Below are 14,249 nucleotides of genomic sequence, written 5' to 3'. Positions count from 1 at the left end.
TGCCCCCAACCTAGCCCGCGGTTGGTCAGGGTGGCCAGCGACCAATCAAGCATTTTTCTTAACCCGCAGGTCGTGCCCAGTCATTTCCTTTGGCTGCTCCACTCCGAGAATTCCCAAGACGGTCGGCGAGATATCCTGCAGCGCGCCGTCTGGCCGCAAGATGTATCGACCCGCATCCTCGCCGACCAAAATGAACGGAACCGGATTGGTCGTGTGCGCCGTCTGCGGACCGCCCGTCGCGGGATCAATCATCTGCTCGGCGTTCCCATGATCGGCGGTGATCATCATTGCCCCACCCCGCTGACGAATCGCCGTGTAGATACGCCCGAGACAACTGTCGACGGTTTCAATCGCGTGAACTGTCGGCTCGATCTTGCCGCTGTGCCCAACCATGTCGGCATTCGCGAAGTTCACCACCATCACGTCGAAGGTCCCGTCTTCAACCGCCGTGACCACAGCATCGGCAATTCCGCTCGCCGACATCTCCGGTTTCAGATCGTATGTTGCCACCTTCGGCGATTGCACCAGAATCCGATCCTCACCCGGGAACGGCTTCTCAATACCGCCGTTGAAGAAATACGTGACGTGGGCGTACTTCTCCGTCTCCGCGACGCGCAGGTTGCGCATGTTCAGAGACGACATTACGTTCGCCAAAATATTCCCCAGCGACTCCGGCGGAACCATCATCGGCAGCGTGAACTTCGGGTCGTATTGCGTGAAGCAGACGTACTTCAGATTTTTCGGAACCTCGCCGCGCGGGATCGCCTGGTCGAGCGCCTCCCAATCCGGCAGATCGCGTCCGGCCTCTTTCGACAATCCGCTCTCGCGCGCCAGGCAACGTGTAATCTGTCGTGCGCGGTCGGCACGAAAATTGAAGTTGATTACCACATCGTCTTCCTGGATGATCGCAATCGGCTGGTTTTTGCCGTCTACGCACACAAACGGAATGACGAACTCGTCGGTCACGCCCCTGTTGTACGACTCTTTCATTCCCTGCACCGGGTCGGCGTACGCGCCACCTTCGGCTTTACCGTGCACCAAAGCGTCGAATGCCTTACGTTCTCGATCCCACTTCTTGTCGCGATCCATCGCGTAATACCGTCCACTCACCGTCGCAATCTTGCCGACGCCGTACTCGCGCATCTTCTGCTGCAATTGCTCGAGGTAGAGCGCGCCGTTCGTCGGCAGCGTGTCGCGACCGTCCATGAAAGCATGCACAATTACACGCTCGCAGCCGTTCTGTTTCGCCATCTTCAAAAGCGCATAGAGATGGTTCTGGTGCGAGTGGACTCCACCATCGGAAAGCAGCCCGCACATATGCAAGCGTCGGCCGTTAACCTTCGCCGCGTTCATAGCATCGAGCAGCACCGGATGCTTGAAGAACTCGCCATTCTCGATCATCAGGTCGATTTTGGTGATGTCCATGTAAACGATGCGTCCGGCGCCGATGTTCAGATGCCCCACCTCGCTGTTGCCCATCTGTCCGGTCGGCAGCCCGACAAAGCGTCCCGAAGTATGAATCAGCGTGTTGGGATATTCGGCGAGCAGCTTGTCGTATGTCGGCTTACGTGCCAGTGAAATAGCGTTGGACTTCGACGGCGGGGCATATCCCCAGCCATCCAGAATAATGAGTACGAGAGGCTTTGGTTTTGGCATTCCTTGACCTTTAGGATCGATTCACCACAGAGCTGACAACACGGAGGTGCGAATTTCGATTGTAATCAGAGCAAGGCATGCACGTCATCCGGCCGCACAAAAACGAGAAAGCGGGTCGATGACCCGGCTGATGAGATCGGGATGTCATTGGGGATTATTGCGCGGGTGTCCCCTTCGGTGGCCACTGTCCGTACTCGCCGGCGTTGAGCTTAGCCTCGATTTTCTGTCCAACGCGTGCGCCGATCTCGGCTCCAAGGGCACCTGCGGCTTTGCTCGTTTCTTCCGTCATCGTCGGCAATGAAGACACCAACTTCTGTCCCAGCGGGCTCTTATAGAAAGCGATCAGTTGGTCGATTTCGCCCTCCGTATAGTATTTGTCGTAAGCCGGGACCATGAGTTCCACCAGGTCGTCCACCTTGATCTCGTTCAGGAATTCGGTCTCGAAGTCGTCCTGGGCTTTGGGCGGAAGAGGCAGAGTTTTCTTCGCCAAGTGAATCTGCTGCCGAATCGCGTCGACCATTACAGTGGGCGTTCCTGTCATCTTTACCAGTGTCACGATCTTCTGGTGCTTTGCATTCGTAGACGCTGACGAACTCTGCGCGAATACAGGGGTACACATCAGCACAACGGTGAGAAGTACAACAATACGAAGTTTCATTATTACTCTCGCTTTCCGAATTCAATGCAGAAGGATATCGGAGAGGGAGTAAGCAAAGAATGTTCCTTGCGGCGTAGGACGTAAGTAACCAAAGACAGATGGAGGCACAGATATCCTCTGCGCCTCATCCAGATTTCAATTATCCGAGCAAATCGCCGTGGTAATTCAGTGCCGCAATCCCCAGGAAACTGGCCGCCAGCCCAAGTTCCTCTTCGATGCGCAGCAGTTGGTTGTACTTGGCGATTCGATCCGTGCGTGATGCCGAGCCGGTCTTGATCTGACCCGCACCGGTACCCACGGCCAGATCGGCGATAAACGTGTCCTCGCTCTCGCCCGAACGGTGCGAGATTACCGCGGTGTAACCATTACGTCGCGCCAGTTCAATCGCCTCCAGCGTCTCACTGACCGTGCCAATCTGGTTCAGCTTGATCAAAATCGAATTTGCAGTCCCAGTCTCAATGCCCTTTGCGAGCAGTTCAGGGTTGGTCACGAACAAATCATCGCCCACAAGCTGGATCTTGTCGCCGAGTTCGTCCGTCAACATCTTCCAACCTTCCCAGTCCTCTTCGCCAAGCCCGTCTTCAAGCGAAACAATCGGATACTGCCGAACCCAATCCGCCCAGTACTTCACCATCTCTTCCGACGACTTTGCCTGTTTGTCCGATTTCCAGAACAGGTACTTGCCGTTGCCATTCTTGTAAAGCTCACTGGTCGCGGGATCCAGCGCAATCGCGACCTCCTCGCCCGGCTTGTACCCGGCCTGCTGAATCGCCTCGAGAATCACCTCAATTGCTTCGACGTTCGACTTCAGCGAAGGCGCAAACCCTCCCTCATCGCCCACTGACGTGTTGTATCCGCGCTTCTTCAGCACGCCCTTGAGCACGTGGAACGTCTCGGCGCCCATGCGCAGCGCTTCGGCGAAATTTTCCGCGCCTACCGGCATCACCATGAATTCCTGGAAATCGACGTTATTATCCGCGTGCGCCCCACCGTTAATGATGTTCATCATCGGCACCGGCAGGATGTTGGCATTGATACCACCGAGATACCGGTAAAGCGGAATTTCAAGGTGATTCGCGACGGCACGCGCCGCGGCCATTGAGACTGACAGGATCGCGTTCGCTCCAAGCCGCCCTTTATTCTCGGTACCGTCAACGTCGAGCATCTTGGTATCGATATCGAGTTGCAGGCTGGCGTCCATGCCTTCCACCGCCGGGGCGATCTCCGTCAGCACGTTGTTGACGGCCGTCTGCACACCCTTCCCCTGGTAGCGGTCCTTGTCGCCATCACGAAGCTCCACCGCCTCGTGCTCGCCCGTCGATGCGCCGCTCGGCACAATCGCGCGCCCCTTGGCACCGCTAGCCAGGATAACTTCAGCTTCTACCGTAGGATTGCCACGCGAATCCAGAACTTCGCGCGCATGTATCTTCTTAATTTCAGTACTCATGGGATGACCTTTCAAATGATTGCGAGAGGAACAGAACAACCGACAATTATAACAACCGAACCTCTCCAGTTATTCCCGTCCGTTCCGCACCCGCACTACCCTTTTGCTGATGCCGCACAACAGTGACACCCTGAAGATCGGAGACGCTGCCCCCAGTTTCTCTCTGTGGGCAGCAAACGAGTTCAATTCCATCGGCACTCCCATCGAGATGAAGCTGCAGGATCTCATCGCGCGTGGCCCGGTTATCCTGGAATTCCTCCGCGGCACCTGGTGACCCAACTGCGTCAAGCGCATGGCCCAGTTAGGGCCATATGAAAAACAGATCGAAGAGATCGGAGCAGACCTCGTCTTCATCGCGGCGGAGAAACGCGGCCACATGTTCAAGCCGGAAGAATTCCTCCGCAAGCATCCCGTGCCCTTCCCCTTCCTGCTCGATGAAGAACGCACGGTAACCAAGTTGTACGGCGTGTATCACCGCCTTGGCACAGACGCAATCAACATCGCGCGTCCCGCAACATTCGTCGTCAGTCGCGACGGAGTAATTCGCTACATTTATGTCGGAACGTCGCAAACCGATCGCTCGCCCGTGGAAGAGGTGCTGGAGGCAATAAAGAACGCGAGGGAGTAAGGGAGCGTCAGCAGGCCGTTGTCGGCCGGTGAGTAAAGGGTCTTCGAGATCCAAGAAAGGCGTGGCTGAAAAGCCACGCCTTTTTCCTTCAGTTCACTCGGTTTTTCGGTTCTTTGCTTACGCCGCCGCTTTCTGATAGTTCGGCACGAACTCTTCAGCTACAAAAGTATCGTACGATGTTGGCGTCGTATTCTCCGCGGATCGTGGTTCCAGCGCCCGCATATAACCCGAGTTCAATGCCGCCGACATCTCCAGCAAAAGGTTCACGATGCTCGCCGACATCCCCATCGACATCATTCCGCCGCGCACCTGGTCTTCCGGCAATTGCCCGTATCTGAGTTCAGGATTCCCTATCGCCTTTCCGATGATCGACGCCACCTCGTTCATAGTCAGGTCGCGCGGCCCAAGCAGTTCCCGGGTCTGCTTTCCCTGGAAGTTCAGTTCCAGCAGTGCCTTCGCCGCGTACTCGCCAATATCCCGCGTCGCGATCATTGGAAGCGACAGATCCCCACGCAGCGGGCCCGCCGTCATCCCGAACATCCGTATCAGCGCCGCTTGTGGCAGCGTGTTCCCCATAAAATAGCCCGCACGCAGATACAATGCATTCAATCCTGGGATGCGATTCAACCGCTGCTCGAGATTGTGCAGTGCTACAACCGGCCCCACCTTGTCCGATTTATCCGCGCCAACGCTGCTGAGAACGACTACGTACTTCAGATTTGATGTCTCGACAGCGTTTCCAAGCGACGCGACTAGTTCCTCCTGGTAAGCGCGGTAGTCCTGGTTTCGAATGTCCGGCGGAATCATCAGGTATGCCGCCTTGGCGCCCGTGAAAGCTCTCGCGATCGCGTCCGAATCACCCAATTGTGCAACGAATGCATCGGCTCCCTTGGCAGTCTCTTGTTTGAGGTGATCCGCGTTGCGCGCAATCGCTCGCACCTTCTCTCCGCGAGCTAACAAACCATTCACAATGACTCTGCCGGTATTTCCAGTAGCACCAGTGACTACGTACATGAAAATGCCTCCTGCTGTGCTTAGATAAAACGCACCCAATATAAGCTACATGAATTTTGCGAGAACAAGTCCACTTACAAACCTTCGCTATAATCGCTAACCTCGAGGGGGTGGCGTGAGGTTTCTTCACTGGGCGTTCGATTCGAAGTCCGGCCTCACGGACCGCCTGATTCCGCGCTGGATTTTTCTCCGGGCACTCGGCCTCATCTACTTCTCCGCGTTTTATCCACTCCTTTTCCAAATCCGAGGCCTCATCGGTCCCAACGGAATCCTTCCTGCGCAGGTTTATCTCGAAGCCGTCGCGCAATCGAACTTCTCCGGCGTGCGCTACTGGTTCGCGCCCACCTTGCTGTGGATTTCAAGCGGTCCACACATGCTGCTGGCGATTTGCTGGATCGGCCTCATCGCCTCGCTCGCCCTGGCGTTCAATTTCTGGCCTCGCGGGATGCTGGTCGTCTGCTTCATCTGTTACTTATCATTCATCGCTGCCGCACAGGACTTCTCCAGCTATCAATCCGACGGCATGCTGCTTGAAGCCGGATTCATTTCGTTCTTCTTTGCACCGCCGGGATTCCGTCCCCGCTGGGGCCAGCACTCCCCTCCGTCGCGCGCCAGCCTCTTCCTTCTTCAGTGGGAATGGTTCCGCATCTACTTCGAGTCCGGCCTCGTGAAACTCGCCAGCGGTGATCCGCAATGGCGTCACCTCACCGCCATGGACGAGTACTACCAGAACGGCCCTCTGCCGACCTGGATCGGCTGGTATGCGCAGCACTTGCCGCACTGGTTTCACTGGTCCACCGCGCTTGGCACCCTGGTCCTTGAACTCGGCGTCGTGTGGATGCTCTTCCTCCCGCGGCGGTTCCGCATCATCTGCTTCTACATCGTCACGCTATGGCAGTTGCCCATAATCCTGACCGCGAACTACACGTTCCTCAACTATCTCGTGCTCGTCCTGGGATTCCTCCTGCTTGACGATCGCCTGCTCGCACCGCAATTGAGCCGTAGATTCTCGATCGGTACCGCTTCCGCCGCATCTTCAAAAGCCGCAGTTGAAGAAATACCCATCGAAGATGATCTGCCGTCACGTTTGCGTCGACACGTCGCGGCACTGAAACTTGCCTTATCCTCCGTCATCCTCATCTGCATCTTCTATGTCACTACCGTCCAACTCATTTGGATCGTCTGGCCCACGGCGCCGTTTCCAAAATCGCCCGTTGCGGCTCAGGAACCCTTTCGCATCGCCAACCAATACGGCCTATTCGCGACCATGACGCGCGGCCGCTACGAAATCGAATTCCAGGGATCGAACGACGGCCAGAACTGGACGCCCTATCCCTTCAAATACAAGCCGCAGAAACTCAACGAAGCTCCCAAGCTCTACGCGCCTTACCAGCCGCGATTCGATTGGAACCTGTGGTTCGCTTCGCTCGGCACGTATCGCGATAATATGTTCGTCGTGAGCGCGGAAGAGCGTCTACTCAACAATGACCCGCAGGTGCTCTCGTTGTTCGCCGGAAATCCGTTCGCGGCGTCTCCGCCGAAGCAGATTCGCGCTGTACTTTGGCAGTATTGGTTCACCTCGATGGCGGACAAGCGCGCGACGGGCAACTGGTGGCGTCGCGAATATCTCGGAACTTATGCACCGACGCTGACACTCGACGAATCGGGCAAACTTGTCGTCCTCGCGTGGCCGACGATCACGGTACCAAAACAATGAAGAAAACCTGTGTAATCGGATCCGGTCCCAACGGACTTGCCGCCGCCATCGTCCTGGCGCGCAACGGCTGCTCGGTCGATGTTTACGAGGCCGAGTCCCAACCCGGCGGCGCCTGCCGCAGCATGGAACTCACGCTGCCCGGCTTCATCCACGATTTCGGATCCGCCGTTCACCCCATGGCTGCAGGCTCGCCATTCTTCTCGCGGCTTCCGCTCGCGAAGTACGGCCTCGAATGGATTCACTCCCCTTCCCCGCTCGCACATCCGCTCGACGACGGCACCGCGATTCTCCTCGAAGGTGACATCGACGCGACCGCCTCGGGACTCGGCGAAGACGGCCGCGCCTGGCGCAAGCTCTTCGAGCCTATCGCGAAGCACTGGGCGCAACTCGCGCCCGAGCTACTCGGACCGGTTCCGCTCTTGCCGAGTCATCCATTGCTGATGGCGCGCCTCGGCCTGCGTGGCTTCCCGTCCGCGCGCAAGATCGCGAATCGCCTGTTCCGAACCGAGCGCGCCAAGGCGCTCTTCGCCGGACTCGCCGCTCACTCCGTCCTCAGTCTCGACGAACCGCTCAGTTCGGCCTTCGGGATCATCCTTGGAGCCATCGCACACGCTATCGGCTGGCCAATTCCGCGCGGCGGCGCGCAATCCATCACCGACGCTCTTTGCGCGCATCTCGCTGATCTCGGCGGAAGCCTCAAGACGAATTCCCGTGTCGATCGCCTGTCGGATCTTCCGCAATACGACTTGAACCTCTGCGACATCACACCGCGTCAGCTCATCCAGATCGCAGGCACTCGCCTGACCGACGACTTCAGGCAGCGCCTGGAGCGATGGCATTACGGACCGGGCGTCTTCAAGGTGGACTATGCGCTGAGCCAGCCGATTCCGTGGACTGCGAAGGAGTGTTCGCGCGCCGCAACGATTCACCTCGGCGGAACGTTTGAGGAGATTGCGTCGTCGGAACATGCGATGCGCCACGGCTGGCACGCCGACAAGCCGTTCATGATCCTCGCGCAACCAACGCTCTTCGATCCATCGCGTGCGCCCGAGGGCAAGCAAATCGCGTGGACTTACTGTCACGTTCCCAACGGCTCGACGTTTGACATGCTGTCGCGAATGGAAGCGCAGATCGAGCGCTTCGCTCCCGGGTTCCGCGACTGCGTCCTCGCGCGCCGCGTCTTCGCTCCAGCAGATCTCGAAAAAATGGACGCCAATCTTGTGGGCGGCGATATTGGGGGTGGCGCGATTAATGTCCCCCAATTCATCTTCCGCCCAACCGGAAAAACTTATTCCACGTCTGATCCGAGCATCTTTTTATGCTCTTCTTCTACGCCGCCGGGGGGCGGTGTCCATGGCATGTGCGGGTACCATGCGGCAAGGGTTGCGCTGTCGCGGGTCCAGAGGAGATGAACCAGGCTCACAGGCTAATGCTTTGAAAGATATGGATTTACCCCACCCCCATTTTGGCGAGCTATTGTTTTCATGCACTTACGGAAATTTCGACGGTAAATCTATGATTCTGCATGGCTTAAATCTGAAAATAGAGGGTTGACAGCGGACCGTTCCGAGATCGAGGTGAAAGGCCGGAGTTCGGTAGTGGGTCAGTTTGAATTTTTCTTGTAAGGGCCGCGCTTCTTGGCTTGTGGCTCTGGAATCAGAGCCGGCGTTTCACCCGGCTAACGAATGGGTTTAGCAAGAAGGTTGAGAATCACGGTCTGTCAAGGGAAATCTGCTTAAACTGCCCGTAGTTTGAACCGTTTAGGGAGGTACACGTCTCTTACTTTATCTTCCGCTTCATGGACAATTGAGCTTAGTTCGGCAATGTTGTAGCCGAGGTCCTTGCTATAGGTCGCTATCATTTCGTCCAACAGGGATGGTTCTTCGGGTGGCAGCGATATTGGTTCATTGGTGCGGTATCCAGACTTTCCCATCTGAGTCCAAAGAAATTGCCGCTTCCGGGGGGTTATGAGGTCCAAATCGCCAGCCCGTTTAAGCAAGGCATTCATTGAGACTTTCCAGTAGGGTTTTAATGTCGCCAGTTTAGCCAGCGAAACCTCCGTCAAGTCTGGCCTAATCTCGTCCGCTGGCATTAAGAATTCAGCCGCAAACTGATCGGCCTCTTTTTCCATGTTCGAATTAGGAATGTAATGCATCGTTAGGTGACCGAGTTCATGTGCAATGGTCCAACGTAGTCGATCCGCAGGGATTGCATCGTTAACCAGAAACAGCGGAGTGCCACCGGGTAAGAATTGGCTGATCGCGTCCACATCCTTGGTGTGGAAGTTACAACGGAGAATCAGTCCACCCGCGTCTTCTATTGCACGGGTAAGATTTTGAATCGGACCCGGAGGCAGCATCCATATTGCACGAACATTTCTGGCTATGTTTTCTGGCGGCCCATGTTCATCAATATCGAAACGTGGGAATTCATTCTCTGGCGTCAGTTCTACGCCTGCGAGCAGTCCGGTCAACTGGATACGGCGTACATTGATAATTCCGAGCAACTGACGTAACCGCATTTCTGGAGTGCGTTTGCGCGCTCGCAGGTATGTGCATCCGCTTCCAAACCTCTTTATGCGCTCTGGTAGGAAAAAGAATTCCTTTCGAAATCCCAAGAACGCTGCGAACCGACGGATCTGTTCATCGGTCGGTTCGCGCAATCCGTTCTCAATTTTTGAGAGTGTCGCTTGATTGATGCCAATTTCTCCAGCCAGTTCCGATTGGCTGTAGCCACGCGATTCGCGAGCTAAAATCAACATCTCTCGATTGAATGAGCCCATGTAATCCCTCTATTCGCCTGCGAACGTTCCCTTGCTCTTCGCTTTTACTTCTGTTTCTCGCCGTTCTCCACGTGGACGAACGCGCCGTTTCTCGGTTTGTGCTTCTGTCACGGTTTTCACCGGAGCAGGGATTTGGACTACCGGAACCGTCGCCGATGCTAACTCCGCATCAATGTCGATTGCGTAGAGAATCTTCTTACGAATCTGAAGCGTTACGAGGTGATGCGCTACTTTTTGTTCAAGCGGGTCCAGCAAATAACCGAGCGTCAGGTATGTGCCAGGTAAAACACCGGGAATGTTTCCTTGAATCTCTAGCTTCAACTGTGTATTGGTCGGATAGTTCCGATACCGTCTGTTCCTATCGAGCTTCTTGAACCTGCTCTTGATGTGATCGCCAATGTAGAGCCAGAAAGTTCCATTGCCGGGAACCGTCTTCGCGTCTTCATGCTTGGCGAACGCCGCCAGAGCATTATGTGTAATCATTGAGTGGAGAAACGCAGCACGGGCACGCTTGTCAAATCTGTGTCGCTTGTCCAGTGCGAGCCACTCATCCCACGCATCGTCGATGCACTTCTTTATCGTGGGGAAATATGGTTTCAGTAAAGCCTTGGCTTCCGCCTCGGTGAGGATTGAATTTGCAAGGTGAGGATGGTTGATCATGGTGAAATCCATCTTAACACCTTATTGCAAGAAGTGGTGCGAAATATGACAGATTTTATTCTTGTGATAGGTATATGATTGAAACTAAATTACTTACTTGCGCTTCCATCTTGCCAGAGCCGCCTGCCTCGCAATTCTGGAGCGCTCCTTCTTGCTGAGATTTTCTGCTCGCGCTCGACCGCCTTTTGCGCCGCCGAGCTTACCGAGTGCCACAGCAGCAGGATTCTTACCCTCGTCTGGATTAGGCAACGGTTCGCCAGTCAGCGTTTCTCCGATTGCCTTTTCCACGACACTGCGGGCAATCGTCGCGAAGTCGTGATCTTTGCTTGAGCGTTTAGGCATGTAGAGATGATGCCATGATTTGAGAACGGGCGCGAGCCCCTTCAGATTTCAAACTGACCCACTACCCGGAGTTCACTGTGGGGGACGTCACGCGGAATGACGATTTACGATTTTGGGATTGAGGACTGAACAACTCGGTTGTTTATTTCCGAATTTGAACCAGCAGCTTCAACAAAGGAGAATCAGAAGATGCCGCAACGCGTGACTGGATCGTTCGACGTAAAAGTGATTCCGCAGAAGCCCGACAACGAAGTTGCCGAAGCCGCCGGGCTCACGCGCATGTCCCTGGACAAGCAGTTCCACGGCGATCTCGAGGCCACCAGCAAGGGCGAAATGCTGGCCTCGCGTCCGGACGCCAAGGGCTCCGGCGGATACGTTGCGCTGGAACGCGTCACCGGCACGCTCAACGGCCGTCGCGGCAGTTTCGTGCTGCAACACTCCGCCACGATGACGCGCGGCGTCCCCACCATGTCCATCACGGTCGTCCCCGACTCCGGCACCGACGAGCTCACCGGACTCACCGGGAAGCTCAACATCATTATTGGGCCGGACGGGAAGCACTCGTATGAGTTTGAGTATGCGATCGAGTAGCGGGCAGGATTGAGGCGGGTGGCCGAACCTTGCTGGAGCACAGGCGTCGGGTGCCCGGTCCTTTCCGGTCTTCGGAAAGGGCCGGTTGACCACGTCGCCTACGCCTCGGCCGAACGTATAATCCGCCATCCTTCGTTCACCGCGACTACTCCCTGTTCCTGGAACGCATACCAGCGATAACTGCTCCACCGCCAGTCTTCCGGTGCGGCCACTAATCCGCGGGTCACGGGATTACGATGGATGTACTTAAGTTTCTCCACGTGCTTGGGCGAGCTCCACACATTGAAATCGTAAAAGCGCAATTGCCAGACCGCGGCCCGTCATGCGGTATCGCCCGCGAACTGCGCTGTTTCAGCACCTGGATCGCCAGCGACGGCGTGCCCAGTTCGGGTTCATTGATCAAAAGATGAACGTGCTCCGGCATAACCACATAACCGACGACGACAAAGCGATATCGGCAGCGAACCTCTTCAAGGATTTTGAGAAACTGGTCACGAACCGAAGCCTGAGCCAGCAGCGGCTGGCGACGATAACAACTGAAGGTGATGAAGTGGAGGTGTCCGTACCCGTAGTAACGCTTAAGATGGCGATTCATCGCGAGAATAATACGAACTGCGATCTGTGACCTGGAAGAGGAAAGGTTCGTGGTCCACCGGCCCTTTCCAAAAACGGGAAAGGACCGGGCACCCATTGTGTAGACTCACCGTATTCCGGCCCTTTCCAAAAGAAGGAAAGGACCGACCACCCGCTCCCCCTACAATATTCCCCACCCTCGTCCGTCATACTCATAGATGGACGATGCGCTGACACAATCGTCGCTGATGCCGGATCAAGACGAGCGAATCTCGAAGGCGGTAGAGCAGGAGAGCGCGCGGTTGCGCAACTTCATCCGGAGGTACGTCTCCGACCCGGCCGACGCCGAGGATGTCCTGCAGGACGTCTTCTACGAGCTGGTTGAGGCCTACCGCATGATGAAGCCGGTCGAGCAGGTTGCGGCCTGGCTCTTCCGCGTGGCGCGCAACCGCACCATCGACCTGTTTCGCAAAAGGAAACGCGAGCAGGCCGGGACGCCGGTGGTCGAGAACGAAGAGGGCGAACTGCTGCGGCTCGAGGACTTACTTCCCTCTCCCGAGGCAGGTCCCGAGGCGGCCTACGCCCGCGGCGTCCTGCTCGAAGAATTGGACGCGGCGCTCGACGAGTTGCCGGCGGAGCAGCGCGACGTATTCATCGCGCACGAAATGATGGGCCAGAGCTTCAAGGAGATTGCCGCCGAAACCGGCGTGCCGTTGAACACTCTGCTTTCGCGAAAGCGTTATGCCGTGCTGCATCTGCGCGAGCGTCTGCGCGCCATCTACAAGGAATTTGGATTGCAATGAAGGAACGATGAAATGAGAAACAACAAATTTTTGCGAGTATTGAAGATCGTGCTGTTCGTCGCGGTTGCGCTCGCGCTGCTGACCTACATCGTCATGCGACTGTGGAACTGGCTCACGCCGCCCCTGTTCGGATGGCACACCATCACCTTCTGGCAGGCGCTGGGCGTCCTTGTCTTGAGCAAGATATTGTTCTGCAGTTTCCGCCCGGGGTCTCACTCGCACTCCGACTGGAGTTGGAAGCGCCGCATGTTCGAGCGCTGGGAATCGATGACGCCGGAGGAGCGCGAGAGATTCAAGGCGGCGATGCGAGGACGTTGCGGGTTCGGTGGTCCGGAGCCTGAGGAAAAGAAATCTTGAGTGGCTATTGCGCTTTCGCCTAATCTTCGCCTATGATGTTTATCCTGTAATCGCCCACGAACTGAACCCAGAACCCACATCTGCCAACTACGGCAGATGTGAGGCACCATGCGAATCCAAAGGAGACCATCGTGCTCAAAATATCCGTCAACCATGTGGGTAACGCGGCAATCCTGAAATGTGAGGGCAGAATCGTTCGCGGTGAAGAAACGCGTCTCCTCTGCGCAGCCCTCGGCGGCAGCGAGGCCATTGTCGACCTCAGCGATGTTACGGCGATCGATGCGGCCGGGATCGGCATGCTGGTCTCGCTGCAGGCGTCTGGTGTTTACCTGACTCTTCTGAACCCGAACGACGCTGTCCGCGGAGTCTTATGCGTTACCGGACTAGCTACGGTCTTCGATATCCGTGAAGGTACCGTCGCGGAGATTCTTGAGTTGATTGCGATGAAGACTAAACCGGTCGGCGAACCCATGGTTCGGACCGCAGCGCTGGCGGGATGAAGGCGACGTTGCTGAAGCGACTTGCTGATTAGAAATTTGGATCGACACTAAGGGGCTTCCTCTGCGGAGGCCCCTTGATGTATCTGGATTGTGGTTTAGGTCCTCTGGTATCTGCGAAGCTTTTCCACTCCGCCCAAGCCCAGCATCCCGGCGCCCAGGACAATCAACAACGGAAGAGGAGAAGCGGTCTGAGGCAGCTTCTTTCCATGATGAGCCTTGGTCTGGGTTCCAGTATTTGCAGCGGCGCCCGTCTGGTCGGTTGCGCCCGTATTCGACTGTGTCGCCGCGTTGCTGTCGGGATTGGTAGCAGGCTGCTGCGTCGTGGTGGAACTATTGCTGTTCTGATCCGTTGTCGAGGTGGACTGCGCCACTGCCATTCCGGTAGTCAGCAGTGCTATGGCTGCTAGATAAGCGAACTTCCTCATAGGCTCTCCTGTTCTCCTGCAACCATCCGGTGGGGGTTGCGGAATAGTCGTTGGAGCCTTTGCGGTCAACGAAGGTTTCCCTCAAAGGCTCTCCCA

General features: G+C 56.4%; 17 protein-coding genes and 1 pseudogene. 9 read left to right on the top strand and 9 right to left on the bottom strand.

Annotated features, from left to right (window positions below; genetic code table 11):
- Positions 1-45 precede the first annotated feature (45 nt).
- From gpmI to eno, 3 genes are all read right to left on the bottom strand, one after another.
- The gene (gene gpmI / locus ROO76_09835; GenBank protein MDT8068450.1) at positions 46-1,656 is read right to left on the bottom strand and encodes a 2,3-bisphosphoglycerate-independent phosphoglycerate mutase; all 1,611 of its coding nucleotides are present in this window, start codon (positions 1,654-1,656) and stop codon (positions 46-48) included.
- A 154-nt stretch (positions 1,657-1,810) separates the two neighbouring features.
- Entirely contained in the window at positions 1,811-2,314 is a 504-nt protein-coding gene (locus ROO76_09830) for a DUF2059 domain-containing protein (protein ID MDT8068449.1), read from the bottom strand.
- A gap of 139 nt (positions 2,315-2,453) precedes the next feature.
- Entirely contained in the window at positions 2,454-3,761 is a 1,308-nt protein-coding gene (gene eno / locus ROO76_09825) for a phosphopyruvate hydratase (protein ID MDT8068448.1), read from the bottom strand.
- A gap of 109 nt (positions 3,762-3,870) precedes the next feature.
- Between eno and ROO76_09820 the strand changes: the two genes are divergently transcribed.
- Together ROO76_09820 and ROO76_09815 are read left to right on the top strand one after the other, a co-directional pair.
- Entirely contained in the window at positions 3,871-4,035 is a 165-nt protein-coding gene (locus ROO76_09820) for a hypothetical protein (protein MDT8068447.1), read from the top strand.
- A 12-nt stretch (positions 4,036-4,047) separates the two neighbouring features.
- Positions 4,048-4,389: pseudogene (locus ROO76_09815) on the top strand (redoxin family protein).
- Positions 4,390-4,506: 117 nt separating this feature from the next.
- Here the strand turns inward: ROO76_09815 and ROO76_09810 are convergent.
- Positions 4,507-5,403 (bottom strand): NmrA family NAD(P)-binding protein, encoded by an 897-nt coding sequence (locus ROO76_09810; protein ID MDT8068446.1) that lies wholly within the window; start codon positions 5,401-5,403, stop codon positions 4,507-4,509.
- Between the two features lie 115 nt (positions 5,404-5,518).
- Here ROO76_09810 and ROO76_09805 point away from each other — a divergent pair, with 115 nt between their 5' ends.
- Together ROO76_09805 and ROO76_09800 are read left to right on the top strand one after the other, a co-directional pair.
- Positions 5,519-7,120, top strand: a complete 1,602-nt coding sequence (locus tag ROO76_09805; protein MDT8068445.1) for a lipase maturation factor family protein — start codon at positions 5,519-5,521, stop codon at positions 7,118-7,120.
- Entirely contained in the window at positions 7,117-8,532 is a 1,416-nt protein-coding gene (locus ROO76_09800; GenBank protein ID MDT8068444.1) for an NAD(P)/FAD-dependent oxidoreductase, read from the top strand. Before ROO76_09805 ends, ROO76_09800 begins: the two co-directional genes overlap by 4 nt.
- Positions 8,533-8,855: 323 nt before the next feature.
- On the opposite strand, the gene ROO76_09795 is transcribed toward ROO76_09800, so the two are convergent.
- The 3 genes from ROO76_09795 to ROO76_09785 form a co-directional block, all read right to left on the bottom strand.
- The gene (locus ROO76_09795; protein ID MDT8068443.1) at positions 8,856-9,902 is read right to left on the bottom strand and encodes an XRE family transcriptional regulator; all 1,047 of its coding nucleotides are present in this window, start codon (positions 9,900-9,902) and stop codon (positions 8,856-8,858) included.
- Positions 9,903-9,911: 9 nt separating this feature from the next.
- Positions 9,912-10,562, bottom strand: a complete 651-nt coding sequence (locus ROO76_09790) for a hypothetical protein (protein MDT8068442.1) — start codon at positions 10,560-10,562, stop codon at positions 9,912-9,914.
- A gap of 93 nt (positions 10,563-10,655) precedes the next feature.
- Positions 10,656-10,904, bottom strand: coding sequence for a hypothetical protein (locus ROO76_09785; GenBank protein MDT8068441.1), 249 nt, complete (start codon positions 10,902-10,904; stop codon positions 10,656-10,658).
- Positions 10,905-11,093: 189 nt separating this feature from the next.
- Here ROO76_09785 and ROO76_09780 point away from each other — a divergent pair, with 189 nt between their 5' ends.
- Entirely contained in the window at positions 11,094-11,495 is a 402-nt protein-coding gene (locus ROO76_09780) for a DUF3224 domain-containing protein (protein MDT8068440.1), read from the top strand.
- A 98-nt stretch (positions 11,496-11,593) separates the two neighbouring features.
- Here the strand turns inward: ROO76_09780 and ROO76_09775 are convergent, their stop codons facing one another.
- Entirely contained in the window at positions 11,594-11,755 is a 162-nt protein-coding gene (locus ROO76_09775) for a hypothetical protein (GenBank protein MDT8068439.1), read from the bottom strand.
- A gap of 62 nt (positions 11,756-11,817) precedes the next feature.
- On the opposite strand from ROO76_09775, the gene ROO76_09770 reads away from it, so the two are divergent.
- The 4 genes from ROO76_09770 to ROO76_09755 all read left to right on the top strand — a co-directional run bounded on the left by ROO76_09770 (position 11,818) and on the right by ROO76_09755 (position 13,728).
- Positions 11,818-12,120 (top strand): hypothetical protein, encoded by a 303-nt coding sequence (locus ROO76_09770; protein ID MDT8068438.1) that lies wholly within the window; start codon positions 11,818-11,820, stop codon positions 12,118-12,120.
- 166 nt (positions 12,121-12,286) lie between these two features.
- Positions 12,287-12,871: an RNA polymerase sigma factor gene (locus ROO76_09765; protein MDT8068437.1), complete on the top strand. Its 585-nt coding sequence runs from the start codon at positions 12,287-12,289 to the stop codon at positions 12,869-12,871.
- Between the two features lie 12 nt (positions 12,872-12,883).
- The gene (locus ROO76_09760) at positions 12,884-13,228 is read left to right on the top strand and encodes a hypothetical protein (GenBank protein ID MDT8068436.1); all 345 of its coding nucleotides are present in this window, start codon (positions 12,884-12,886) and stop codon (positions 13,226-13,228) included.
- Positions 13,229-13,359: 131 nt separating this feature from the next.
- Complete coding sequence (locus ROO76_09755) at positions 13,360-13,728, top strand: STAS domain-containing protein (protein MDT8068435.1); 369 nt, start codon at positions 13,360-13,362, stop codon at positions 13,726-13,728.
- A gap of 95 nt (positions 13,729-13,823) precedes the next feature.
- On the opposite strand, the gene ROO76_09750 is transcribed toward ROO76_09755, so the two are convergent.
- On the bottom strand, positions 13,824-14,153 hold the full coding sequence (locus tag ROO76_09750) for a hypothetical protein (protein MDT8068434.1): 330 nt from the start codon (positions 14,151-14,153) through the stop codon (positions 13,824-13,826).
- Between the last annotated feature and the right edge of the window lie 96 nt (positions 14,154-14,249).

The sequence above is a fragment of the Terriglobia bacterium genome, from assembly GCA_032252755.1.
Classification (GTDB): Bacteria; Acidobacteriota; Terriglobia; order Terriglobales; family Acidobacteriaceae; genus JAVUPY01.
The sequence above is the reverse complement of the archived record's forward strand: the minus strand, read 5'-3'. Positions and strand labels throughout refer to the sequence as shown.

What these genes read in the sequence shown, in the direction of transcription:
- gpmI (MDT8068450.1), bottom strand. Translation starts at nt 1,656, where the DNA reads ATGCCAAAACCAAAGCCTCTCGTACTCATTATTCTGGATGGCTGGGGA.
- ROO76_09830 (MDT8068449.1), bottom strand. Translation starts at nt 2,314, where the DNA reads ATGAAACTTCGTATTGTTGTACTTCTCACCGTTGTGCTGATGTGTACC.
- eno (MDT8068448.1), bottom strand. Translation starts at nt 3,761, where the DNA reads ATGAGTACTGAAATTAAGAAGATACATGCGCGCGAAGTTCTGGATTCG.
- ROO76_09820 (MDT8068447.1), top strand. Translation starts at nt 3,871, where the DNA reads ATGCCGCACAACAGTGACACCCTGAAGATCGGAGACGCTGCCCCCAGT.
- ROO76_09810 (MDT8068446.1), bottom strand. Translation starts at nt 5,403, where the DNA reads ATGTACGTAGTCACTGGTGCTACTGGAAATACCGGCAGAGTCATTGTG.
- ROO76_09800 (MDT8068444.1), top strand. Translation starts at nt 7,117, where the DNA reads ATGAAGAAAACCTGTGTAATCGGATCCGGTCCCAACGGACTTGCCGCC.
- ROO76_09795 (MDT8068443.1), bottom strand. Translation starts at nt 9,902, where the DNA reads ATGGGCTCATTCAATCGAGAGATGTTGATTTTAGCTCGCGAATCGCGT.
- ROO76_09790 (MDT8068442.1), bottom strand. Translation starts at nt 10,562, where the DNA reads ATGATCAACCATCCTCACCTTGCAAATTCAATCCTCACCGAGGCGGAA.
- ROO76_09785 (MDT8068441.1), bottom strand. Translation starts at nt 10,904, where the DNA reads ATGCCTAAACGCTCAAGCAAAGATCACGACTTCGCGACGATTGCCCGC.
- ROO76_09780 (MDT8068440.1), top strand. Translation starts at nt 11,094, where the DNA reads ATGCCGCAACGCGTGACTGGATCGTTCGACGTAAAAGTGATTCCGCAG.
- ROO76_09770 (MDT8068438.1), top strand. Translation starts at nt 11,818, where the DNA reads ATGCGGTATCGCCCGCGAACTGCGCTGTTTCAGCACCTGGATCGCCAG.
- ROO76_09765 (MDT8068437.1), top strand. Translation starts at nt 12,287, where the DNA reads ATGGACGATGCGCTGACACAATCGTCGCTGATGCCGGATCAAGACGAG.
- ROO76_09760 (MDT8068436.1), top strand. Translation starts at nt 12,884, where the DNA reads ATGAGAAACAACAAATTTTTGCGAGTATTGAAGATCGTGCTGTTCGTC.
- ROO76_09750 (MDT8068434.1), bottom strand. Translation starts at nt 14,153, where the DNA reads ATGAGGAAGTTCGCTTATCTAGCAGCCATAGCACTGCTGACTACCGGA.